Below are 22,520 nucleotides of genomic sequence, written 5' to 3' on the forward strand. Positions count from 1 at the left end.
GCGGTTCGGGCGATATTTGTTATCGCATCTCCTGCGCCGGGGTAACGCCAAGAATACCCAAGCCCGCTGAAATCACAACAGAAACAGCCCGGGCCAGTGCGATTTTCGATTGGCTTGTGGCAACATCGCCATCCTGAATGAAGCGCAACTGGGTTTCGTCATTGCCCTTGTTCCACAGCGCGTGGAAATCTCCTGCCAATTCATAGAGATAGAAGGCAACCCGGTGCGGTTCATTTGTGCGAGCGGCGATTTCAACCAGACGTGGCCATTCTGCCAGCTTCTTGCAAACGGTCAGCTCAGAGGCGTGGTCGATCTTGCCCAGATCTGCCCCAGATAGCGTAGCATCATCGGCAGAAATCCCGGCCTCAGCGGCGCGGCGCAGCACACTCATGACGCGGGCATGGGCGTATTGGACGTAGAACACCGGGTTTTCGCGGCTTTGTTCCAGCACCTTGTCGAAATCGAAATCCAGCGGTGCGTCGTTCTTGCGGGTCAGCATCACGAAACGGGTTACATCAGGCCCGACCTGATCGACTACATCGCGCAACGTGACAAAGTTCCCTGCCCGCTTGGACATCTTGAATGGCTCGCCATTCTTCCACAACTTCACCAATTGGGTCAGCTTGATATCCAGCGGCACCTTACCATCGGAAAGGGCCGAAACCGCCGCCTTCATCCGTTTGACATAGCCGCCATGGTCCGCACCGAACACGTCGATTAGCGCGTCAAACCCACGGCTCACCTTGTCATAATGATAAGCGATATCCGGGGCGAAATAGGTCCAGCTGCCGTCCGATTTCTTGACCGGGCGGTCGACGTCATCCCCGTGTTCAGTAGATTTGAACAAGGTTTGCTCGCGCGGCTCCCAATCCTCGGGCTTCTTGCCTTTCGGCGGCTCAAGCACGCCTTCGTAGATCAGGCCCTTGTCGGTCAAAGACTGCAGCGCCGCCTCGATCCGACCCGTGCCGTAGAGCGACTTCTCTGAGAAGAACACGTCCATCTCAACGCCCAGCGCCTTCAGGTCGGCGCGGATCAGGTCCATCATAGCGTCGGTCGAGAACTCGCGCAGCTCTTCCAGCCATACGCTTTCAGGCTTGTCGATCAGGCTGTCGCCGTATTTCTCTTTCAGCGCCTGACCGATCGGGATCAGGTAATCGCCGGGATAGAGACCTTCTGCGATCTCAGGGCTCAGCCCGTTAGCCTCGCGATACCGTTCATATGCCGACCGCGCCAGCACATCCACCTGCGCGCCGCCATCGTTGATGTAGTATTCGCGGGTCACCTCATGGCCCGAATAGGCCAGCAAGCTTGCCAGCGCATCACCGAACACAGCTCCCCGCGTGTGGCCCACATGCAGCGGGCCGGTCGGGTTGGCCGAGACATACTCCACGTTCACCTTCTGACCATGTCCCATGGTCGAACGGCCATAACCGGTGCCCTTTTCCAGCACCGCAGCCAGCACGCCCTGCCAAACCGAAGACGCAAGCCGCAGGTTTAGAAAGCCCGGGCCCGCCACCTCGGCGCTGGTGATCCGGTCGTCTGCAGACAGCTTGCCCGCAAGCACATCCGCAATGTCCCGCGGCTTCATCTTCGCCGGTTTCGCCAGTACCATCGCCGCATTGGTCGCCATATCGCCATGCGCCGCATCGCGCGGAGGCTCAACCGCCACGTTGTCAAAGCTCAGCCCCTCAGGCAGCGCGCCTTCGGACTGCATCTGCGCCAGCGCGTCCAGTACCAGGCCGCGGATCTCGGAAAACAGGTTCATTTCGGATGTCCTTTTGCTTGCCGCGGGGTTTACCACGCAAAGCGCCAAGGTCAATGGACGCCTAAATTTTGCGCTTGGATTAACCGCTATCAGGGCTAAGGTCGGGGAAAACCGTGACCGGAGCCCCTGAATGCGCCTTACCCTGCCCTTCGCCCTGTTGCTGACCACCGCCCTGCCTACATGGGCCGAGATGCCCTCACCTCAAGGCCACGTACTGCTGACGCTCGGTGGCGCCATCACCGAAACCAATCTGCCCGCGCGCGCTGAGAACGACGGTGGGCTGTTGGGTTTTCTCGAAGTCACACATGACGGTGCAGCAGGCTTTGACGCTGCCATGCTGGACGGGTTGGATCAGATCGAAATAACCATCCCCTATGGCCCGCCAGAGAACCAGCGCGAGTATACCTTTTCCGGCCCACTGTTGTCCGACGTGATGACGATGGCAGGTGCCAGGGGCAAATCTGCTCTGCCCATGGCTATGGATGGCTATCAGGCTGAAATCCCATGGGAAAGCATCGAGGCACACCAACCCATCGTAGCCACCCACGCGGATGGCGTGCCGATGGGCATTGGTAGTTACGGCCCCACGATGATCGTTTTCCCGCCCACGGATGATGCTGAACTGGCTCAAACACAAGCCAGCCAACAGGTCTGGGCCATCGCCTATATTGCGATCGAGTGATCTCCGGTAAGCCGGGCATGGTCTTGCAGCGCAAACCTGTCGGTCATGCCCGCGATATAATCCGAGACGATGCGGGCCAGCGCGGTCTCATCCTTTGCCGTCTCGATATCGACATGCCAGTGCCTGGGCATCTGTTTCGGGTCGGACAGGTAAATCGGAAACAGTTCCTCAACCACCTTGCTGACACTGGCGCGCACTTCCATCACGCTCGGTGCGCGATACATGCGCGAAAACAGGAAGGCGCGGATCTGTTTGAGCTTCGCCCAAAGATCATCCGAGAATTGAATAACCGGATAACCCAGATGGCGGATCTCCTCGACCGACTGCGCCCCCGAGGCCGCTATCAACGCGCGTGAGGTGTCGATAACATCCGAAACCATGACGCCAAATACCCGTCTGAGCGCCTCGTGCCGACGGCGATAAGGGTCAAGACCCGGAAATTTGGCATCCACTTCGGCGAAACAGGCATCAATTATGGGAAGCTGCTGAATGTCTTCATCTCTGAACAATCCCGCCCGCAATCCGTCAAACAGATCGTGGTTGTTGTAGGCAATGTCGTCTGACAACGCCGCGACCTGCGCCTCAGCGCTCGCATGAGTATGGAGTTCGAGGTCAAAGCCCTGGTTGCATTCGGCCAATGCCCAAGGCAATGCACCAGTGACCGGCCCGTTGTGCTTGGCTATCCCTTCCAGACATTCCCAGGTCAGGTTGCACCCATCGAACTCGGCGTAGTGACGCTCGAGTTTGGTTACGATCCGAATGGCCTGTGCGTTGTGGTCAAAGCCACCATATGGCTCCATCAACGCATGCAGAGCGTCCTCGCCCGTGTGGCCAAACGGCGTATGCCCGAGGTCGTGCGCCAACGCGACCGCTTCGGTCAATTCGCCGTTCAAGCCTAAGGCCCCGGCAATCGTTCGAGCCACCTGAGCCACTTCTATGGAATGCGTCAGGCGGGTTCGATAACTGTCGCCCTCATGCTCAACAAACACCTGAGTTTTGTGTTTGAGGCGCCTAAACGCGCTGGCATGAATAATCCTGTCACGGTCGCGCTGAAAGCATGACCGAAAACTGCTTTCCTCCTCAGGTACAAGCCGCCCCCTCGCGCGGCCTGGGTCCGAGGCAAAACCCGCTCTGTCCAAAGGTCTTGTCCTTGTCGCCTGTCGTCAGGTTCCATATATTGTACGACGCTAAGGAAATAAACCTTTGGAGACCGGCATGAATCTGCCCCCAACAGTCACAGAACGCGCCTTTGAACGCCTGGCCGAAATCGGTGCCGCAGATCAGGGCCAGGCCCTGCGTGTCGCTGTGGAGGGTGGCGGATGTTCCGGTTTTCAATACGAGATCGCCCTGGATGAGCCGAAAGAGGACGATTTGGTGCTAGAGGGCAAAGGCCAAAAGGTCATCGTCGACTCGATCTCTCTGCCGTTTCTGGAGAACGCGGTAATTGATTTCACACAGGAACTCATCGGCGCGCGCTTCGTGATTGAGAACCCCAACGCCACGTCTTCCTGCGGCTGCGGCACATCGTTCTCGATGTAGCGTCAGTGGGGGCTTTGCCCCCACACCCCCAAGGTATTTTTAGCCAGATGAAGAGGGATCCGCTCTCTGACAGTCAAAGTCAGAGAACTTCACCTGGCGCGGTCATCGGCGCCTCCGCCTGTACCGCATACTCAGTTTTGACGAATATGGTTAAGAATCCGTTTCTTCATCTGGCCCAAAATACCTCGGAGCGCGAGGCAGAGCCTCGCTTACTTGTTCGGCAACTTGCCGTTGCGTGTATTCTGCGCGATAGGTTGCCAATGGCACCGGAGGATCACGCATGAAAATCGCCACATTCAACATCAACGGTATCAAGGCACGGGCCGAGGCGTTACCTCGCTGGTTGGATGAGGCGCAGCCCGATGTTGTGTTGCTGCAGGAAATCAAATCTATTGATGAGAATTTCCCCCGCGAGATTTTCGAGGAGCGCGGATATAACGTTGAAACCCATGGGCAAAAGAGCTTCAACGGCGTTGCAATCCTTTCGAAATTGCCGCTTGAGGGTGTCTCCCGTGGGTTGCCCGGTGATGAAAGTGATGAGCAGGCGCGCTGGATCGAAGCTACTGTCATAGGAAAGAGAGCACTGCGCATCTGCGGATTGTATCTGCCAAATGGCAATCCGGTGCCGGGGCTGAAATATGACTACAAGCTTGAGTGGATGGAGCGCCTCTATGATCGTGCCCGCGATTTGATGGCATCAGAGGAACCCGCGTTGATGGCAGGGGATTACAATATTATTCCGCAGGCCGAAGATGCCAAGCGCCCCGACGCCTGGCGCGAGGATGCGCTTTTTCGACCCGAAAGTCGCGCTGCATTCCGCAAGGTATTGAATCTGGGCTTCACTGAAGCCTTTCGCGCGCGAACGCAAGGCCCTGGTCATTACTCATTCTGGGATTATCAAGCCGGCGCGTGGAACAGAAACGACGGGATTCGCATCGATCACTTTCTTCTGACGCCGCAAGCTGCAGATTTGATGCGTGATTGCAGGATCGATGCCGAAGTGAGGGGGCACGAAAAACCTTCGGACCATGTGCCGGTCTGGGTTGATCTCGACCTGTGAACGCTTACGCGGTCGCGTCGTAGCTATAGATCCACTCGTAGCGCCGTGCCAAGCGTGGACCAACCGCCATTAAGGCGGCCTGTGCGGCCAGCCTCATTGGCCCACGAAGATGGAAATTACGCGCATTTGCGCCTGCGGCGCCAACCACTTGCCTGGCACGCGGTCGTCGAGTGGCTTCATAGGTAGCCAATGCGCGGGCGACGCCTGAGTTGTCCTGGAACGCGCGTGTCAGGACCCAGGCATCTTCCAGTGCTAGGCAAGCTCCTTGGGCCATAAAAGGCAATGTCGGGTGCGCAGCATCCCCAAGCAAGGCCAATCGCCCATTCTGCCAGATTTGCGCCACGGGGCGCAGAAACAGCGCCCAAAGGTGAACCTCGTCAATCTTTGACAATATGTCACCAACCGGTCCGCCAAAATCGGCGAACCGGGTTCGCAGGTCGTCGGGATCACCCTGACGTCGCCAGCCTTCCTCTTTCCAGTCGGAACGCTCTTCTATGGCCACGATGTTCACGAGGCGTTGATCGCGCAGCGGGTAGGTTACCACGTGCCGGCCTGGCCCCATCGTCAAGGACGCGCATGGCAGTTCTTCTCGCTGGGTCCAGGGGATCGTTGCTCGCCAGGCAACCTGATGGGTGAAAACCGGGACCTCGGGGCCATTCAAGATCGGGCGGATAGCGCTGCGCCCACCGTCTGCGGCGATCGCGCATTCCGCACGCAGCCTTTCGCCGCTTTCCAGAACGATCTCGGCTTCGCTTGGGTGTTTATGAACCGTGGCGACAGGTGCATCCAGCCGAATATCCACCCCAGAGCGCAAGGCGGCTTTGTGTAACAGGTCCAGCAGATCTGCCCGGTGATAATAGTAAGTCGACCCAGCGGCAGGGACCGGGACCCGACTGATCACGCGCCCATTACGGTAATCGCGCAGAACGGTCCCACCCGAGATTTGTCCAGCTTCCGGGACCTTACCAGCAACGCCTAGCGCACGCAGTACCGCCATCCCGTTCGCACTGATTTGCAATCCAGCACCAACTTCGGTCAGTTCTGGGGCCTGCTCCAGAACCGTCACCTGAGCACCCTGACTTCGCAGTGCGAGTGCCGCCGCCATGCCCCCAATGCCGCCGCCAATGACGCAGAAATTCAGACCATTGATATTCATGGACCTGCCATAACGCAAAAACGCCGAGGCGACAGGCCCCGGCGCAGTTGTTTTGTTGCAATTTCCCAGCGATCAATCGTCGCGGTGGACCTTTTCGCGGCGCTCGTGACGCTCTTGCGCCTCAAGCGTCATAGTCGCGATAGGGCGCGCATCCAGGCGCTTGAGCGAGATCGGATCACCGGTCTTCTCGCAATATCCATACTCCCCTTCTTCGATCCGGCGCAGGGCCGAGTCGATTTTGGCCACCAGCTTGCGCTGACGATCCCGGGTGCGCAGTTCCAGCGCACGGTCGGTCTCTTCGCTTGCGCGGTCAGCGACATCGGGAATGTTTCGGGTGTTGTCCTGCAGACCTTCGATCGTATCACGGCTGCCTGCGAGTAGTTCTGTCTTCCAATCCATCAGCTTGCGGCGAAAATACTCAAGCTGGCGATCATTCATGAAAGGTTCATCTTCAGCCGGACGGTAATCTTCCGGCAGAAAAACTTCCTGCTTCATATTTGCTCCCTCGGTATGGCCTGAAACGTCGGTTGCGATTGTATTACCTGACATTCGGCACCCCCTTCTGCGGAGCGTTTATCCGACGGGGCAGAGATTGTCACTACACAAACGTATGCCTCGCCGCCGCGTCACTCCGACTGCTCTAATATTGAGACTTGTAACAACAAAACCTTGTTTTTCTGTGGTTCTCGCAAGGCGTTTTTCAGGCAGCTTCAACCCCTGCGATACCCCGCCCCGAACGAATCGCCCAAAACAGATTGGACTTACAGCCCATTCCATCCTTTCGCGACGCTGCGGCCCGGCTTGTAAATAACCTTGCCTCTCTGTAACCCGAGCAGAGCAAACCCAGCCCGCATTCCGCGGAAACCACATGAGGGGTCCCATGACCGCACGTTTTCAAGGCACCGCAGAATATGTTGCCACCGACGATCTGAACATTGCCGTGAACGCGGCCGTCACGCTGGAACGCCCGCTGCTTGTCAAGGGCGAACCCGGAACCGGCAAAACCGAGCTGGCGAAACAGGTCGCAGGCGCGCTGGGGCTGACGATGATTGAGTGGAACGTGAAATCCACAACGCGCGCGCAGCAGGGGTTGTATGAATACGATGCGGTCAGCCGTCTACGTGACAGTCAGCTAGGTGATGAGCGCGTGCATGATGTCTCGAACTATATTCGCAAGGGCAAGCTGTGGCAGGCATTCGATGCGGATGAAAAGGTCGTGCTACTGATCGACGAGATCGACAAGGCTGATATCGAATTCCCCAACGATCTATTGCAAGAACTCGATAAGATGGAGTTCCACGTCTACGAGACTGGCGAGACGATCCGTGCCAAGAACCGCCCTATCGTCATAATCACGTCGAACAACGAAAAGGAACTACCTGACGCATTCCTGCGCCGCTGCTTCTTTCACTACATCCGCTTTCCAGACGAAGCCACGATGCGCCGTATCGTCGAAGTCCATCACCCCGGCATCAAAGATGCGCTGCTGACCACCGCGCTGACCCAGTTCTACGAAATCCGCGAAACGCAGGGTTTGAAGAAAAAGCCCTCGACCTCGGAAGTGCTGGACTGGCTGAAACTGCTCTTGGCTGAGGACTTGAGCGCTGAGGACCTTAAACGCGACGGTGTGAATGCACTGCCCAAGCTGCATGGTGCGCTTCTAAAAAATGAGCAGGACGTACACCTGTTTGAACGGCTGGCCTTTATGGCGCGTAGCAAGCGGTGATCACAGCTTGTCATCGGTACGGTCGGGTGTCAGCATTACATCAACGAAAGACCCCGCGCCAATCGGGCCTCCAGAGCAGGAAATAATAAAATGACTAACGCCCTCACAATTCGCCCCTTGCGACCAGAAGACCGGGATCAATGGGCCGAAATGTGGCGTGACTACCTGGCATTTTATGAAACCGAAGTGCCGGATTCGACTTTCCAAAGCACCTTTGCGCGGCTCTTAGGTGATGATCCGAATGACTTTTCCTGTTTTGTCGCGGATTTGGATGGGCAACTGCTTGGACTGACCCACTACCTGTTTCATCGCCACGCCTGGAAGGAAGAAAGTGTCTGCTATCTGCAGGATCTCTATGCCCGCCCAGAAGCGAGAGGCACCGGAGTTGGACGCGCCCTGATTGAGGCCGTCTATGAAGAAGCGGACAGGCAGAAAGCCCCCTCAGTCTATTGGCTGACGCAGGAAAACAACCATACCGCACGCAAACTCTATGACCGCATCGGCAAGTTGTCGCCGTTCCTGAAGTATCAGCGACCATGAGGCTTTTAGGCGCAACTCTCCTTCTGGCGGCGCTGTCTGCCTGCACCACGGTCGACCGGATCGAGACGCCGACCCGTACCCAGGTGATTGAAGCTTCGCTGCCGCCGTCTAAATCCTTCGGCGCTGCTCGTCCAAGCCCGCCTGCCCGTTCAAACAAGAACATCGCCGCAGATTTCCTATCGCTGCATTTCGCACTTGAGAGCGGCGCAGAGTTGCCCGTTTTCACCCGGTTTGATGGACCCATCACGGTGCGTCTGACTGGGACACCGCCACCAACGATGCAGACCGACCTGAGCCGGCTACTGACCCGGTTGCAACGTGAGGCGAAGATCGACATCCGGCAGATTCCAGAGGGTCAGGCGAACATCACGATCGAGGCTGTAAGCCAGAAACAGATCCGCCGCATCCTGCCGCAGGCCGCCTGTTTCGTCGTGCCCAACTCTTCAAGTCTGGAAGAATACCGCCGTGACAGGCGCAAAAGTAAAAGCAACTGGACCGAACTGCGAAAACGTGAACGGATCGGGATATTCATCCCCTACGATGCCAGCCCACAGGAAATTCGGGACTGCCTGCATGAAGAATTGGCTCAGGCACTTGGACCTCTGAACGACCTCTATCGCCTAACCGATTCAGTATTCAACGACGACAATTTCCACACGGTTCTGACCGGATTCGACATGTTGATCCTGCGCGCAGCCTATGCGCCTGAGCTGCAAAATGGCATGACACGCGAACAGGTGGCGGCGGTTCTGCCCGGCGTACTCAGCCGGCTGAACCCCAGAGGGGATCGGGTTGCGCCACAACAGGTTACTGAGACACCTCGGGCCTGGATTAACGCAGTTCAACGCGCTTTGGGGGCTGGCGCTGGTACGGCCAAACGCGTCAACGCTGCGAACGAGGCAGCGCGAATTGGTCAACAGCAAGGCTGGACCGACCACCGCCGCGCCTATCCGCATTATCTGCTGGGGCGCATGGGGCAATTCGACGACCCCGAGGCGGCGCAGCAGCAATATGAAATTGCCCTGAAATACCTGAACGCCACCCCGGGAACAGAAATTCAGCGCGCTCATATCACGGCACAAACCGCAGCATTTGCTTTGGCACAGGGTCAGGGCACCGAGGCCCTGCCCGAATTGAACAAAGCAATCAATGTCATGACCAAGGCCGAGAACGCCGCCCTTCTGGCCACCCTGCTGCTGCTCAAATCCGAGGCACTGCGGCAGTCCGGTCAACTAGATCAGGCACGTCGCGTTCGGCTGGACAGTATCGGATGGGCACGTTACGGCTTCGGCTCGGATTTGGTGGTGCGCTCGGTCACACAAGACATCGCGCAGTCAGCTGCCACAAGCACGGGTGGATAACGTCACATGATAGTGGTTCTGGGCATGGCTATTCTGGGCGCGATTCTGGGCGCGTTGACAGCACGCAAACGTAACGGAAGCGGTGCTGATATGGCTCAATACGCTGCAGGTTACGGCATTGCCTTTGCGTTGGTCGGGCTGGTGATTTCACTGGTCATTGTCCGCCTGGTATAGAACGATGTTCCTGCCCTTCTTCGAAAACCTCCGAAACGCTGGCATTCCCGTATCTCTGCGCGAGTACCTGACGTTTCTGGAAGGGATGAAAAAGGGCTTGGCGACATACGATGTCGAGGCGTTTTACTATCTCGCCCGCGTTTCGATGGTGAAAGACGAGCGCAACATCGACAAGTTCGACCGTGCCTTTGCCGCCAGTTTCGAAGGGTTGGGTGAAATCAGTTTCGATCAAGTACTCGAGGCGGTCGATATTCCTGCCGAGTGGCTTGCAAAGATGGCCGAAAAGCACCTGTCGGATGAAGAAAAAGCCGAGATCGAGGCGCTTGGTGGCTTTAAGAAGCTGATGGAGACGCTACGCGAGCGCCTCAAGGACCAACAGGGTCGCCATCAGGGCGGTAACAAGTGGATCGGCACCGCGGGCACCTCACCTTTCGGCGCCTATGGCTACAACCCCGAAGGCGTGCGCATCGGCCAGAAAGAAAGCCGCCATCAGCGTGCCGTAAAGGTCTGGGACAAGCGCGAATTCAAGAATTTAGATGACACTGTTGAACTGGGCACCCGGAACATCAAGGTCGCTCTGAAGCGCCTTCGCCGCTGGGCCCGCGAAGGCGCTGCCGAAGAGCTTGATCTGGACGGAACGATCAAGGCAACAGCTGAACACGGCTATCTGGATGTCAAAACCCGACCCGAACGACACAACGCCGTCAAAGTGCTTTTGTTTCTGGACGTGGGCGGATCGATGGACCCGCATATCAAGGTCGTCGAAGAACTGTTCTCAGCGGCCCGAACCGAATTCAAACATCTGGAATACTACTACTTCCACAATTGCCTCTATGAAGGCGTCTGGCGCGACAATCGCCGCCGCTGGGATCAGCAAACTCCGACGCACGAGGTCTTGCGCACATACGGGCCGGACTACAAATGCATCTTTGTCGGCGATGCCTCGATGAGTCCCTACGAGATCGCTTATCCCGGCGGTGCAAATGAGCATTGGAATCAGGAATCTGGCCAAGTCTGGCTGGGCCGTGCACGCGAACAGTGGACATCGAACCTGTGGATCAATCCAGTGCCAGAGAAGTATTGGGAATATACCCATTCGATCGGCATGATCCGTGAGATATTCGAAGATCGCATGGTACCCATGACGCTGGCGGGTTTGGAACAAGGTATGCGGGAACTGACGCGCTAGTCACCGTCGGAGTCCTGGTTGACTCAGAAACCGGAAACAATAGGCCTAGTTTTCAGAAATATTCGCGTCAAAAGCACCACCAAAGAAACAATCTCGGCAAAATTCCCTGCCTCTCTCGAATTCGTGATATACGACAAAGGGATTGAAGCTGGGGGGCTGAGATGACCATTTCAAAACTACCAAATATCCTGACATCTGTTTTGACCATTACAGCGTTCGCAATTGCATCGGGTGCGACCGCGACATTGGTACTTTCCCCTGACGCCGCTTATGCCAAGAATGATAATGGCAATGGAAAGGGCCGCGGCGGCGGCAAAGGTAATTCTGGAAAAAGCAACGACGGCAACAAAGGCAAGGGAAAGTCCGGAAAAGGCAACGACGGCAACAAAGGCGGCGAAAAGGGAAAATCCGGCAAAGCTAAGGGTTCCAAAAGCGCGGGTAAAGATGCCGGCAAGGCCAACTCCAAAACGCACCGCGTGGAAAAGGCTTTCGGGTTTAACAAGAAGCAAAAGGCAAAACACCACCGGTCAGCCAAAACCTCTGCTAAAGCTAAGGGACGGAACGGCAAGGTACAAAAGACCACACTGGCGGGCTTTGGAAGAGAGTTTAAACGCGATGTCGAGCAACTATTTGGCAAGCGTTCGCCGGCAAAAACCAAGTCAAGCGCGAACCGCGGAACGAAAACGTATCGCAAGGCGTCGGTTGCTCCTGTTGAGTATTCCCCGCGACCTGTTGCTCGCACAGATTATAAATCCAAGCACTATGACAATAAGAAGCCCAGCAAGCGTCGCTATCGCGACCCGCTTGTTGCAGCGATCACCGATCCCGATGGCTCGGACAAGCTGCGTAACCTGAATGCGTCTAAGGCAGCGGCCCCGGCGTTCCGCAATGCTTCACCCAACAGCAATGTCGGCAAAATCGCGACCTACCAGGCGGCGGCGGAAACCTATTACGACTTACGCGGTGACCTCTATGAGGCGCGCCGTGAACTGCGTGATCTGAACGAAGATTACGATGGCCGCAGCAGCGAAGACATCGCCGATGATATCGCCGCACTTGATCCTGCGGACCCGGACTATGATGACAAGCTGAGTGCGCTTGAGGATGAGCTGCGCGATGCTGAAACCTACGAGGAGGCGCGCGACGCTCTGCGCGCGGATGTGAGGGATCTGAAATACGAAACCCGCGACGCGTTGCAAGATGCGGAGGCTGCCTTTTATGACGCTTCGAAAGGGCGCACATTGACCAAGGCGACGCTGGGCGAGTTCCACGGCAATCTCGATCTGCCACAGCCAAACTACCGGCACAAGGACTGGGCAACGGTCCAGCCGGTGCCTTACGGTCCTGACGGCTACCGCTATTCGGATGATAAGAAGTTCTATGATGAAACCGACTATCGACTGCGCTACGACAAGCCATATTCCGATCGCAAGAAGGACCGCTACCGCTATTATCGCGACCCGCTTGTTGCAGCGATCACCGATCCCTATGGCTCGGACAAGCTGCGTAACCTGAATGCGTCTAAGGCAGCAGCCCCGGCGTTCCGCAATGCTTCACCCAACAGTAATGTCGGCAAAATCGCGACCTACCAGGCGGCGGCGGAAACCTATTACGACTTACGCGGTGACCTCTATGAGGCGCGCCGTGAACTGCGTGATCTGAACGAAGACTACGATGGCCGCAGCAGCGAAGACATCGCCGATGATATCGCCACACTTGATCCTTCGGACCCGGACTATGATGACAAGCTGAGTACGCTTGAGGATGAGCTGCGCGATGCTGAAACCTACGAGGAGGCGCGCGACGCTCTGCGCGCGGATGTGAGGGACCTGAGAGTTGATGCTCTGGTCGCAGAAAAAGAAGCTGAACGCGCATTTTTTGAGGCTTCGAAGGGCGAGGTCTTAACCAAGCAGTCCCTTGCCGAGTTTCATTCGAACCTGCACCTGCCCTCGCCAGGCAGGTAAGGCTGGATTGAGCCGCATAACTGATCGGACGTGAAGGGCGAGTTACCGCTTGCCTCCTCGGGGTGGGTCGCCCATATCTAACTCATGCTTCGCTTAACACCCATCCTGCTGGCCATAGCCTATGCCGTTGTGATGTACCGGATATCCGTCTGGCGCACGCATCGTGAGTTGGATGCGAAGTCCACCGAACTGGCCGATCCTGCGCTAAAACGCATGACGGACCGGCTGGCTGCAGCCTTGGAGATTGATCGGGTCCCAGTCTACATCTACGAGATCGATCCGGTGAACGGGCTGGCCGCGCCGGATGGGCGTATTTTCATCACGCGCGGTTTTTATCGCAAATTTGGCAACGGCGAAGTATCAGCGGAAGAAATGGCAAGCGTAATCGCGCATGAATTGGGCCATGTCGCCCTTGGCCACGCCCGGCGGCGGATGATTGATTTCTCGGGTCAAAACGCCCTGCGTGCTGCGCTGATGATGCTATTGAACCGCTTCATCCCGTTCATTGGAGCCTGGATTGCAAATATGCTGACTCATTTGCTGGCCTCCCGCCTGTCGCGGAGTGATGAATATGAGGCGGATGAATATGCGGCCGCGCTTTTGACAAAAGCCGGGATCGGGATTGGTCCACAGAAGTCTTTGTTCCACAAGCTTGAGGATCTGACACAGCAGCGCGCGGGCGTTGTGCCCGCTTGGTTAATGAGTCATCCAAAGACGGATGAGCGGATCGCAGCTCTGGAAGTACTTGAACAAAAGTGGGGCGTGGGAGTTTAGGATAGGAGCGAGGGGCCAGCCCCTCGCGCTCCCCGAGATATTTTTGGCCAGATGAATGGGATCCCGAATTAAGTACTCAGGGCTTTGCCAAGGCGCGGCAGGCGGGCTTTTTTCATTAAGCTGCGCAAGGTCCATTGAGCACCGGATAGCCGGTTGGCTTCAGCAAGGACCGCTTTGGAAACCTGCGTCATGCCTTCGGGGTCGGACAGCCAGAGTTCATGCAGCAGCCCGTCCGGATCGCGCCGCTCAAGCCCTTCGTCGGCCAACATATTCTTGGGAAAGTCCTTGGCATTGACGGTGACAATGACATCTGCCGAGCTTGTGACCGCCGTTGCGAGAACGTGGATGTCGGCGGCATCCGGTAACCATAGGCGCTGTTCAACACCGAGGTTGGCGGGTTGCACGGCATTTGGCCATTGGGCCTGAACCAGCGAGATCTCGGCGCGCGCCTGCGCCTCGCCCTCGGGGCCAAGCTTGCGGGCGGCGCGGGCCCATTCTTCGAGGATACGTGCAGACCAGACGGGCGTGAAATAACCAAGCCTCGCAGCGCCCAACAGCATCTCTCGCATCACCGTGGGATAGATGACGCAGGTATCCAGAACGGCCTTCACAGACGGTAAAACACGGCTTTGAGGTAGCCGCTTTCTGCCAGCTGCGGCAGTTGTGGATGGTCCGGCCCGGCAAAGCCAGTTCGGATCAGTTGGGCCTGTCGTCCTGCCCGTCCGATCCCACGGGATGAGGCATCGCGGAAGCGGCCCAGATCAGCGGCATGAGAACAGGAGCAGAGGCCAAGATACCCGCCCGGTTTGACCAGCGGAGCCGCCAGACGTGCGGTACGCTCATAGGCACGCAAACCTGCATCCAACGCCTGTTTCGAAGGTGCAAAAGCCGGGGGATCACAGATGACGACGTCGAACAACGCGCCCTCTTCGCCGAGTTTGGTCAGTATATCAAAGGCGTCGCCTTGTCGGGTCTGGAAACGGGCAGAAAATCCTGAGACTTCTGCGCCCTTCGCCGCCAGTTCGAGCGCCGCTGCCGAGCCGTCAACGGACAATGCCTGTGCTGCGCCGCCCGCCAGCATGGCCAGACCAAAGCCTCCGACGTGGCTGAATACGTCCAGCACCTGCGCCTCGGGGTGAACCAACTTGGCGGCAAACGCGTGGTTGGGGCGTTGGTCATAGAACAGGCCGGTTTTCTGCCCACCAGTCAGGTCAGCCATGTAGGTTGCGCCATTCATTGGCACTGGCAGAGGCTCATAAGGCACAGTTCCACGCAAGGTCAGATTGGTGTCGTCCAACCCCTCGAGCACACGCGTGCGCCCCGAGGCGTTCTTCAGCACTGTGTCGACCCCGGTCACCTTGACTAGCGCGTCGGTCAGAGATTCAAGATGTGCCTCAGCCCAGGCTGCGTTGGGTTGGATCACGCAGGCGTCTCCGAACCGGTCGATGATCACCCCGGGAAACCCATCCGCCTCGGCATGGATCAGGCGGTAGTACGGCGCATCGAACAGTCGCTCGCGCATCTCAAGCGCGCGGCGCAGACGGGTTTCAAACCAGTCCGCATCCAACTGCGCGCCGATATCGCGATCCAATACCCGGCACATGATCTTCGAGACCGGATTCACTGCGACCAGAGCGATTGGCGCGCGCTTCTCGTCTTCCAGCACAGCCAAGGACCCCGGCCCGATCTTGCGAGTCCGGCGGTCGGTGACGATGTCGTTGGCGTAGACCCAGGGAAACCCGTGGCGCAGGCCACGCGCATTGGCCTTGGGTTTCAAACGGATACGGGGGCGATCAGCTACGGGTGTCATGGCGCCCTCATAATCGTGAATGCGCGTGGGTGAAAGCCCCGTTAACGGTTGCGCTTGCGCCAGCCGCCACGTCGCTTGGGGGCTTGGGCCGCCTGCAAACCCTCGGTCAGGACCTGCGTCATCGGATGATCAGCGGCCTGTTCCGAATAGACTGCCTGCAGGTTGGTCAGGGCCTGATTTTGGTCAAGCTCTCCGGGCAGGCTCAGCGCCCAATCCAGAAAGATGCTGCGGCATTCGGGCAAGGTGATGCCTTCAATGCGATACGCCTCGCGGATCAGGCCTTTGTGGTCATTCGGATCATCACTGCGTGCCATCTTCAACCCCTCCGACAACTGCGCCAATCAACGAGGCCGCAGTGCTGTAATTGTCTTGCAACGCGGATTGCAGCTGTTCGACCTGATCGAACCCGGTCGCCCGGCAAAGAAAGGCCGTACCGCCTTCACCGATCTTGTCGGCCTCGATCACCTTTCCCGACAGCAGACGCGCCGCACATTGCACCGACCAGCATAAATCGTAACAACCCTTCAGGGTTTGCGCCTGCGCGACATCCAGCAGCCCGACAGCGACCGCCCCGTCCAGACCCGAGTGTACATCGCGCTGGGGGAATCCGGCCAGCAATGCGCCCGTCTCTGCCATCAGCTCGATATCCATCATGCGGCCCGGCCCATTCTTTGCGTCCCAAACGCCCGCTGGTGCTTTGGCTGCGGCCAGTCTTTCGCGCATCTCGGCGACTTCTTTCAGCACCTTCTGGTGGTCGCGCGTTTGCGATAGGAATTCAGCGCGGAAGCTTTCGATATCCTCGGCTAAACCGGCTTCACCTGCGACCACATGGGCGCGGGTCAAAGCAAGGTGTTCCCACACCCAGGCCTCATTCTGCTGATAGTTGGTGAAGCTGACCCAGCTTGTAGCCACCGGCCCCTGATTGCCCGACGGGCGCAGACGCATGTCGACCTCATAAAGCCGTCCCTGCGACATTGGCGCGCTGAGCGCCGTGATCAGAGCCTGGGTGAAACGAGCGTAGTATGTCCGCGTTGCCAGCGGGCGAGGGCCATCGGACATGTCCTGATCCTGAGGATCGTAGATGACAATCATGTCCAGATCGGATTGCGAGTTGATGCGCCCTGCCCCAAGTGACCCCATGCCCAAAACCGCAGCGCCACGCCCGGGCGCCGGTCCATGCTTTTTGGAGAACTGGTCGACAACGCAGGGCAGAACCGCCGCAATCACGGCCTGCGCCAGTTCGGCATATTGCTGCCCGGCCTGCGCCCCATCGATCAGTCCGCGCAGATGATGCACACCGATGCGAAAGTGCCACTCCTTGCACCAGCGACGTGCGAAATCGAGCTGTGTTTCATAGTCGCTTTCATCCGACAACGCCTGTGTAAGATCAGCTTGCAAGGCCGACTGTCCGGGCCAGTCGCTGAAAAAGCTGCCACCAATCACCGCATCAAAAACCGAGGCGTTGCGCGACAGATGGGTGGCAAGGGCGTGCGATGTCCCAACGATATCGACCAGCAGATCGATCAGATGCGGATTCGCCTCGAACAGGGAAAACAGCTGCACTCCGGCGGGTAATCCCGCCAGAAACCCATCCAGTGCCAATAGCGCTTCGTCGGGTTTCGCAGTTTTTGCCAATCGCGCCAGAAGTTCCGGCCTGAGCCGTTCGAATATCCGTGCACCCCGCTGCGAGCGAAGCGCCGGATAGGTGGGCCAGCGGGCCAGCACGCCCTTGTCAAACTCGACCTCCTGTACCGGCGCGGGTGCTGCGCCCGGTCCGGGGGCAAAGAACCCTTCGGTCAGTTCATGCACTTCTGTCAGGCGGCGGGTCAGATCAGCGGTCAGTTCGGCGCTGCTGATGCCCATCAGGCACGCGACCCGTTCGATACCGTCCTCTGAATTTGGCACCTTATGGGTCTGCGCGTCATGTACCATCTGGATTCGATGCTCGACCTCGCGGTGGGCACGGTAATGATCGGTCAGCTTCTCGGCGACATCTTCGGGCACCCAGCCTTTTGAGGCCAGCGCCGCCAGACCGGGAACGGTGCCCCGTACACGAAGGTCTGGATCACGTCCGCCCGCGATCAATTGGCGGGTCTGGGTGAAGAACTCGATTTCTCGAATACCGCCCTGCCCCAGCTTCATGTCGTGACCGGGAATCGAGAGACTTCCGCCCGTTCCCTTGTTCTCGCGTATACGCAGTCGCATGTCATGAGCGTCTTGAATGGCGGCAAAATCCAGATGCCGCCGCCAAACGAACGGGCGCAATGCATCGAGAAATCTTTGACCTGCCGCGATATCCCCGGCGCAGGGGCGTGCCTTGATATAGGCCGCACGTTCCCACGTGCGCCCAAGACTTTCGTAATACCGCTCGGCCGCTTCCATCGCCAGACAGATGGGCGTGACCGCAGGGTCGGGGCGCAATCGCAGATCGGTGCGGAATACATACCCATCAGCCGTCTTGTCGCTAAGCGTGGCACAGAAATTCCGCGTGGCGCGCACCATTCCCTGACGGGCTTCATAGAAATCATCGGGATCGAAACGGGTTTCGTCGAACAGCACGATCAGATCGATATCCGAGCTGTAGTTCAGCTCATGTGCGCCCATTTTGCCCATCGCCAGAATGACCATACCAGCTGCGGTTTCGACATCATTCTCGGTCATACCCGGCAGCTTGCCGCGCCGGATCAACGCAGCAATTTCGGCCTTCGCTGCCACATCTACGGCCAAAGCGCCAAAGTCAGTCAGCGCGGCAGTTACCTTTTCCAACGGCCACGCACCTGCCAGATCGGCCAGCGCCGTCAATAAGGCCATGCGCCTCTTCGCTTGCCGCAAACCGGGTTTCAACTGATCCGACGGCAGCGCGCGCGCCGCGTCCATCACTTCAGACAATGCCTGGTCCGGTTGCTGTAACGCGTGTGGCAACCAGTTCCTTTCTTGGTCAATCAACCCTTTCAGGTAGGGGCTAGAGCCCGCAGTTCCCGCGATCAACTCCCCCTGCTCGGCAGTCAAATCGGGCAGCGCCGCGCGTGTTTCGTCACCCAGATCGGTATGAAAAGCGCGCGGCAAGCGGTTGATAACAAGAGACTGGCTCATGACCGTTCCAGTGGCGTGTCCTGGCTGAAACTGTTGATCCAGACATCGTGACGCTGCTCCCACAGGGATGAGATCAGCATCGCCTCCCATTCCTGTGCTTCGGGTCGCAGATAATCTGCCCTGTATGAGAGCAAAACCACATCCGCCGATAAGACGCGCAACCTGGTATCGCTGAGTTCATATTGCGCCATCGTAGGCGCATCGGCGAACTGGCCAACATGATCGTCGCGGTTGGCAAAACCCGTTGGATACACGCCCAGAAAATCGGGGCTCAGAAGTGCCCGGTCGGCCTGTGCATTGCCTTCAACCAGCGCAGTCCATACCTGTTTTTCCAGCGAGAGGATCTGATCGAGTGACGGTGGGCTGGTGTTTTCAATATCTTCCATTTGCCTATGACTTGTGACGGCCGAAAATCAGATGCGGCCAGCGCACATGATCGGACAGAGTTGGCTTAGCCCTGTCCGATTGAACAGCAGAAAGGGCCTAATGTCCAAATCGTTATAGCCACTGATCCACTGGCGGCAAATCGAAAGTGAACGGATTTTCAATCCCCTGCCCGGCCAAATCCCACTCATCATAGTGCTCGTCTTCACGAAGCTGCAGAAACACCGCCTCAAGCTGATCGTTCAAACTCACCAACTCGTCCCAGGCGTCACCCATATGAGCCTGAAACATCGCCAGTTGTTGGAACAAGCCATCTGGCAAAGGGCCAAATTCCACACTCCCCAGATCGCGAGCTGGGAAATACATATCCTCTTCAAACTCAAAAAAGCGCGACATTCCGTGGTTAAAGTCAATTTGGCCATCGAACGAGACCGCAGCAAATACTTCATAAAGACCGGTCTCATTCATTTCGAGCTCGAACGACACCTCGAAACTAAGCGCAAAATCAGAAATTCCGTTTTGATGAAGCTTGCCTGCGATTTCGACGACCTCGTAATAGCCGTATGACGCCAGAACCAGATCGCCATTTGCATCGAACCCATGCACATCGAACATCTCCCCCTGTTCGCTGGCTATAGACAGATGCTGAAACTGTGCTGCCTGACCAATGTGAACGCCCTCAAATCCAAAGGCGGACCGGGCCTCATAAGAAACAGGTATGTCCGTTCCATGCATGCTTATGGTTTCAAGCGCGACTTGCTGTGTATGGTACAGCTCGGAAATGAGCGTGGCGCTTCCGCGTGTCGTGATCTCGTGGTTCACCATCGAAAGATTGAACTCAACCTCGTGAGACCCAGCACCTTGATACGCGCTGACCGTGCTGTCGATCACCCCGTCCCAAAACCCGCGCAGTTCGATATCCGGCAGATCTTCTTTCCCTTCGAGATCATGGGGATCGAGGTTCAAAAAAGGCAAATCGACTTGATCAATCGAACTAGATACGCCGCCTTGCGAAGCTAGGCCTGGTTCGGTCGACAAGATGAAACTCTCCTCTGACCCGAACGGCCAATGAGTTGTGTTCACAACAACCATTTCAGCGACCTCCCTTGATTACTCCTCGGAAAACTATGTATGCAGCCATCGTGCAAACCCTATGGAAGGGTTTGATTATTAAGCGTTCTTAATGAAACGTTTAACCGATGGGCTGCGTCGCTTGGCCTGAATTACTGAGACGTAAATCCGCTGTAGTTGAATACTCTATACTGCAGTAGATCAGAGGAAGCGGGATAATTGCGAATGGACCTGAATTGGCGTGTAAAATATGGGCTCAAATGCATTTCCTTAGTTTGAAAATCTCATGAGCCCAATGGTTTTCAAGAAGGCCTTGAACAGCTATTTACGCGGTCTGCTGTTTTCTGGGACATAAAAGTGGCAAATGCCCAATGCCTCATGAAGCCAATCAAACAAATAGTTTTGGGCGCTGGTAAGAATGGCTTAGCCAAGCCATGAGTTGTTTTCATTGAATATCTGGCCAGGGTGAGCGCCCTCCTGTAGGCCAATCAGAACGTGCATATAGCCATCCTCCAAGCCAATACGAAAAGCACAGCGATGGATCTCCGGTTTCAAAAATAATACTGGCATTGCCTATGCCTAGACAATGCCAGCGCAGGCAGCTGGGAGGAAAGATTGAACTGCCAAATATTTCTGACCTTCGTCGTGAAACCCGCTTCTTACAGATGCACGAAGAGATCACTGCCCTCTACTGATACATCGAAGCGTCTCGTTTTAATGGACGAATCCACAAGAAACTCACCGCTGCGAATGTCGAATTCCCAACCGTGCCAGGCGCAACGGACGATTTCACCGGCGCGATCATAGACAAATTCGGTTGTGTCCGTTTGGCGGGTCGTACCGCAGACCGGGCCTTCGCAGAGGGCCGCACCTTTGTGAGGACAGATGTTGAGCAAAGCGTGATAACCGTCGTCGAGTTTGAAAACGCCGATGGGCATGTTCGAAACTGTGACGATCTTTGCCGCGTCGCTGGGGACTTCATCAGTTTTGCAGGCGAAATACTTGTTTGCCATGGTCGATGTCTCCTTCTTTATTCGGCGGCATGCGCCATCGGGCGTGGCAGACGGGTATATACGTCCAACGCATTGAGTCCGAAGATCTTCTCGCGCCATGCGGGCGGGACATGCAGCTTGTTGACGTCGTCGTAGTCCCAATGCGGATAGTCCGACGCGAACATCAGGGTGTTCTCTCCATCCATCGCCTCAAGCGTGGCCCACAGGTGCTGGATATTCGCGGGCTGCTCCAACGGCTGGGTCGACATGCGGATGTTCGACTTGAAGTACTCGGACGGCAGACGCTTGAGCCACGGCGTTTCCTTGCGCAGCGCCTTGTAGTTCGCATCTAGACGCCAAAGAACCGAGGGCACCCAGGCGACGCCACATTCGACTATTACCACTTTCAAGCCCGGCCATTTCTCAAACACGCCGTGGGCGATCAGGCTGGCCATGTGGGTCATGGCCGTCTGCGGCAGGATCGCGTGGGTTTCCCAGAAGAAGGTCGAAGGCCCGGCCCCGATGGGGGTCGAGTTGATGCCGCCCTGTCCGCCGAGATGCATAGCGAATGGCAAGCCCATTTCGGCGCAAGCCTCATAGATCGGGTGATAGAACGGGTCGCCATAAGGGCGTGCGGCACCGTGGCTCACCAAGACTTGAACGACACGGGGGTGGCCGCCAACCCGGCGGATTTCAGCGGCGGCCAGATGCGGGTCCTGCGGTGCCACCACGATCGAGCCCCAGAACCGCTCGTCCTTGGGCAGCCAGTAGTCGATCATGTAGTCGTTATAGGCTTTGCACAGCGCATTGGCGTAATAAGGGTTGGCCAGCGTTGAGGCTTCGATCGGTTCGTCGCCGGTCAGGATCGCAACGTCGATATTGTATTTATCGAGGTGCTTTTCCTTCATTATCAAGTAGTTGTCGTCTTCCTCAACCGGGTTCACGTCATGGCGGGCAAATCCTTCGGGGTGGAACCAGGGACGATGGCCATGTGGGAATGCACCACGTGGGCCGGTGCGTTCACCCCGGACGAACATGTCCTTGAAAAGACCTTCCATGTAGGGTTCCAGAACCGTGGCGCTGCACCAATAGTTGTGGCAGTCGCAATCGACGATGAACATGAACTTCTCCTGTTGCTGGCGCCAAAAGGGCGGGCTTACATCTTGTTCAACGATGCTTGATATCTGCGAAACTTTGGCAAATAAATACAATTGAAACGCACCTATCGATCGGGATTACC

22 protein-coding genes are annotated in these 22,520 nt (G+C 57.1%); 10 read left to right on the plus strand and 12 right to left on the minus strand.

Annotation, left to right across the window (positions count from 1 at the left end; genetic code table 11):
* Positions 1 to 19: 19 nt before the first annotated feature.
* Positions 20 to 1,765, minus strand: coding sequence for an arginine--tRNA ligase (gene argS, locus ACR0EN_RS03900; RefSeq protein ID WP_170817868.1), 1,746 nt, complete (start codon positions 1,763 to 1,765; stop codon positions 20 to 22).
* 130 nt (positions 1,766 to 1,895) lie between these two features.
* Here argS and ACR0EN_RS03905 point away from each other — a divergent pair, with 130 nt between their 5' ends.
* Complete coding sequence (locus tag ACR0EN_RS03905) at positions 1,896 to 2,447, plus strand: molybdopterin-binding protein (protein WP_170626806.1); 552 nt, start codon at positions 1,896 to 1,898, stop codon at positions 2,445 to 2,447.
* Here ACR0EN_RS03905 and ACR0EN_RS03910 read toward each other — a convergent pair.
* On the minus strand, positions 2,429 to 3,586 hold the full coding sequence (locus ACR0EN_RS03910) for a deoxyguanosinetriphosphate triphosphohydrolase (RefSeq protein ID WP_170626805.1): 1,158 nt from the start codon (positions 3,584 to 3,586) through the stop codon (positions 2,429 to 2,431). The two genes, ACR0EN_RS03905 and ACR0EN_RS03910, sit on opposite strands and share 19 nt — an antisense overlap.
* 76 nt (positions 3,587 to 3,662) lie before the next feature.
* On the opposite strand from ACR0EN_RS03910, the gene ACR0EN_RS03915 reads away from it, so the two are divergent.
* Together ACR0EN_RS03915 and xth are read left to right on the plus strand one after the other, a co-directional pair.
* Entirely contained in the window at positions 3,663 to 3,986 is a 324-nt protein-coding gene (locus ACR0EN_RS03915) for a HesB/IscA family protein (protein ID WP_170406378.1), read from the plus strand.
* Positions 3,987 to 4,266: 280 nt separating this feature from the next.
* Entirely contained in the window at positions 4,267 to 5,046 is a 780-nt protein-coding gene (xth, locus tag ACR0EN_RS03920; RefSeq protein WP_170817869.1) for an exodeoxyribonuclease III, read from the plus strand.
* 4 nt (positions 5,047 to 5,050) lie between these two features.
* Here xth and ACR0EN_RS03925 read toward each other — a convergent pair whose 3' ends face one another.
* Positions 5,051 to 6,202 carry an FAD-dependent monooxygenase gene (locus ACR0EN_RS03925; RefSeq protein WP_170817870.1) on the minus strand — a complete coding sequence of 384 codons (1,152 nt, stop codon included), beginning with the start codon at positions 6,200 to 6,202 and terminating at the stop codon, positions 5,051 to 5,053.
* Between the two features lie 72 nt (positions 6,203 to 6,274).
* On the minus strand, positions 6,275 to 6,697 hold the full coding sequence (dksA, locus tag ACR0EN_RS03930) for an RNA polymerase-binding protein DksA (protein WP_074736317.1): 423 nt from the start codon (positions 6,695 to 6,697) through the stop codon (positions 6,275 to 6,277).
* 385 nt (positions 6,698 to 7,082) lie between these two features.
* On the opposite strand from dksA, the gene ACR0EN_RS03935 reads away from it, so the two are divergent.
* The 7 genes from ACR0EN_RS03935 (at position 7,083) to ACR0EN_RS03965 (ending at position 13,930) form a co-directional block, all read left to right on the plus strand.
* The gene (locus ACR0EN_RS03935) at positions 7,083 to 7,928 is read left to right on the plus strand and encodes an AAA family ATPase (RefSeq protein WP_170406386.1); all 846 of its coding nucleotides are present in this window, start codon (positions 7,083 to 7,085) and stop codon (positions 7,926 to 7,928) included.
* 90 nt (positions 7,929 to 8,018) lie between these two features.
* Complete coding sequence (locus tag ACR0EN_RS03940) at positions 8,019 to 8,468, plus strand: GNAT family N-acetyltransferase (RefSeq protein ID WP_170509831.1); 450 nt, start codon at positions 8,019 to 8,021, stop codon at positions 8,466 to 8,468.
* Entirely contained in the window at positions 8,465 to 9,829 is a 1,365-nt protein-coding gene (locus ACR0EN_RS03945; RefSeq protein ID WP_170406392.1) for a DUF2927 domain-containing protein, read from the plus strand. The genes ACR0EN_RS03940 and ACR0EN_RS03945 overlap by 4 nt, the downstream gene beginning before the upstream one ends.
* A gap of 6 nt (positions 9,830 to 9,835) precedes the next feature.
* Entirely contained in the window at positions 9,836 to 10,003 is a 168-nt protein-coding gene (locus ACR0EN_RS03950; RefSeq protein WP_170396648.1) for a hypothetical protein, read from the plus strand.
* Positions 10,004 to 10,007: 4 nt separating this feature from the next.
* Positions 10,008 to 11,192 (plus strand): vWA domain-containing protein, encoded by a 1,185-nt coding sequence (locus ACR0EN_RS03955; protein ID WP_170817871.1) that lies wholly within the window; start codon positions 10,008 to 10,010, stop codon positions 11,190 to 11,192.
* A 161-nt stretch (positions 11,193 to 11,353) separates the two neighbouring features.
* A complete protein-coding gene (locus ACR0EN_RS03960) occupies positions 11,354 to 13,156 on the plus strand; it encodes a hypothetical protein (RefSeq protein WP_480585292.1) in 1,803 nt (600 codons plus the stop codon).
* An 84-nt stretch (positions 13,157 to 13,240) separates the two neighbouring features.
* On the plus strand, positions 13,241 to 13,930 hold the full coding sequence (locus ACR0EN_RS03965) for a M48 family metallopeptidase (RefSeq protein WP_170396642.1): 690 nt from the start codon (positions 13,241 to 13,243) through the stop codon (positions 13,928 to 13,930).
* A 68-nt stretch (positions 13,931 to 13,998) separates the two neighbouring features.
* Here the strand turns inward: ACR0EN_RS03965 and ACR0EN_RS03970 are convergent, their stop codons facing one another.
* The 8 genes from ACR0EN_RS03970 to ACR0EN_RS04005 form a co-directional block, all read right to left on the minus strand.
* Positions 13,999 to 14,541: an RSP_2648 family PIN domain-containing protein gene (locus ACR0EN_RS03970; protein ID WP_480585295.1), complete on the minus strand. Its 543-nt coding sequence runs from the start codon at positions 14,539 to 14,541 to the stop codon at positions 13,999 to 14,001.
* Positions 14,538 to 15,740, minus strand: coding sequence for an RSP_2647 family RNA methyltransferase (locus ACR0EN_RS03975; RefSeq protein WP_480585297.1), 1,203 nt, complete (start codon positions 15,738 to 15,740; stop codon positions 14,538 to 14,540). Before ACR0EN_RS03975 ends, ACR0EN_RS03970 begins: the two co-directional genes overlap by 4 nt.
* 41 nt (positions 15,741 to 15,781) lie before the next feature.
* Positions 15,782 to 16,054: a hypothetical protein gene (locus ACR0EN_RS03980; protein ID WP_480585299.1), complete on the minus strand. Its 273-nt coding sequence runs from the start codon at positions 16,052 to 16,054 to the stop codon at positions 15,782 to 15,784.
* On the minus strand, positions 16,041 to 18,833 hold the full coding sequence (locus tag ACR0EN_RS03985; protein WP_480585300.1) for a [protein-PII] uridylyltransferase family protein: 2,793 nt from the start codon (positions 18,831 to 18,833) through the stop codon (positions 16,041 to 16,043). Before ACR0EN_RS03985 ends, ACR0EN_RS03980 begins: the two co-directional genes overlap by 14 nt.
* Positions 18,830 to 19,219, minus strand: coding sequence for a DUF4440 domain-containing protein (locus ACR0EN_RS03990; RefSeq protein WP_480585302.1), 390 nt, complete (start codon positions 19,217 to 19,219; stop codon positions 18,830 to 18,832). The genes ACR0EN_RS03985 and ACR0EN_RS03990 overlap by 4 nt, the downstream gene beginning before the upstream one ends.
* Positions 19,220 to 19,331: 112 nt before the next feature.
* On the minus strand, positions 19,332 to 20,255 hold the full coding sequence (locus tag ACR0EN_RS03995) for a hypothetical protein (RefSeq protein ID WP_480585304.1): 924 nt from the start codon (positions 20,253 to 20,255) through the stop codon (positions 19,332 to 19,334).
* A gap of 692 nt (positions 20,256 to 20,947) precedes the next feature.
* The gene (locus ACR0EN_RS04000; RefSeq protein WP_480585306.1) at positions 20,948 to 21,301 is read right to left on the minus strand and encodes a Rieske (2Fe-2S) protein; all 354 of its coding nucleotides are present in this window, start codon (positions 21,299 to 21,301) and stop codon (positions 20,948 to 20,950) included.
* Between the two features lie 17 nt (positions 21,302 to 21,318).
* Positions 21,319 to 22,401: an amidohydrolase family protein gene (locus ACR0EN_RS04005; protein ID WP_480585308.1), complete on the minus strand. Its 1,083-nt coding sequence runs from the start codon at positions 22,399 to 22,401 to the stop codon at positions 21,319 to 21,321.
* Between the last annotated feature and the right edge of the window lie 119 nt (positions 22,402 to 22,520).

The sequence above is a fragment of the Ruegeria sp. AB7 genome, assembly GCF_056542625.1.

Coding starts and splice junctions, on each gene's coding strand:
- argS (WP_170817868.1), bottom strand. CDS start 1,765: ATGAACCTGTTTTCCGAGATCCGCGGCCTGGTACTGGACGCGCTGGCG.
- ACR0EN_RS03905 (WP_170626806.1), top strand. CDS start 1,896: ATGCGCCTTACCCTGCCCTTCGCCCTGTTGCTGACCACCGCCCTGCCT.
- ACR0EN_RS03915 (WP_170406378.1), top strand. CDS start 3,663: ATGAATCTGCCCCCAACAGTCACAGAACGCGCCTTTGAACGCCTGGCC.
- xth (WP_170817869.1), top strand. CDS start 4,267: ATGAAAATCGCCACATTCAACATCAACGGTATCAAGGCACGGGCCGAG.
- ACR0EN_RS03925 (WP_170817870.1), bottom strand. CDS start 6,202: ATGAATATCAATGGTCTGAATTTCTGCGTCATTGGCGGCGGCATTGGG.
- dksA (WP_074736317.1), bottom strand. CDS start 6,697: ATGAAGCAGGAAGTTTTTCTGCCGGAAGATTACCGTCCGGCTGAAGAT.
- ACR0EN_RS03935 (WP_170406386.1), top strand. CDS start 7,083: ATGACCGCACGTTTTCAAGGCACCGCAGAATATGTTGCCACCGACGAT.
- ACR0EN_RS03940 (WP_170509831.1), top strand. CDS start 8,019: ATGACTAACGCCCTCACAATTCGCCCCTTGCGACCAGAAGACCGGGAT.
- ACR0EN_RS03945 (WP_170406392.1), top strand. CDS start 8,465: ATGAGGCTTTTAGGCGCAACTCTCCTTCTGGCGGCGCTGTCTGCCTGC.
- ACR0EN_RS03950 (WP_170396648.1), top strand. CDS start 9,836: ATGATAGTGGTTCTGGGCATGGCTATTCTGGGCGCGATTCTGGGCGCG.
- ACR0EN_RS03955 (WP_170817871.1), top strand. CDS start 10,008: ATGTTCCTGCCCTTCTTCGAAAACCTCCGAAACGCTGGCATTCCCGTA.
- ACR0EN_RS03960 (WP_480585292.1), top strand. CDS start 11,354: ATGACCATTTCAAAACTACCAAATATCCTGACATCTGTTTTGACCATT.
- ACR0EN_RS03965 (WP_170396642.1), top strand. CDS start 13,241: ATGCTTCGCTTAACACCCATCCTGCTGGCCATAGCCTATGCCGTTGTG.
- ACR0EN_RS03975 (WP_480585297.1), bottom strand. CDS start 15,740: ATGACACCCGTAGCTGATCGCCCCCGTATCCGTTTGAAACCCAAGGCC.
- ACR0EN_RS03980 (WP_480585299.1), bottom strand. CDS start 16,054: ATGGCACGCAGTGATGATCCGAATGACCACAAAGGCCTGATCCGCGAG.
- ACR0EN_RS03985 (WP_480585300.1), bottom strand. CDS start 18,833: ATGAGCCAGTCTCTTGTTATCAACCGCTTGCCGCGCGCTTTTCATACC.
- ACR0EN_RS03990 (WP_480585302.1), bottom strand. CDS start 19,219: ATGGAAGATATTGAAAACACCAGCCCACCGTCACTCGATCAGATCCTC.
- ACR0EN_RS04000 (WP_480585306.1), bottom strand. CDS start 21,301: ATGGCAAACAAGTATTTCGCCTGCAAAACTGATGAAGTCCCCAGCGAC.
- ACR0EN_RS04005 (WP_480585308.1), bottom strand. CDS start 22,401: ATGTTCATCGTCGATTGCGACTGCCACAACTATTGGTGCAGCGCCACG.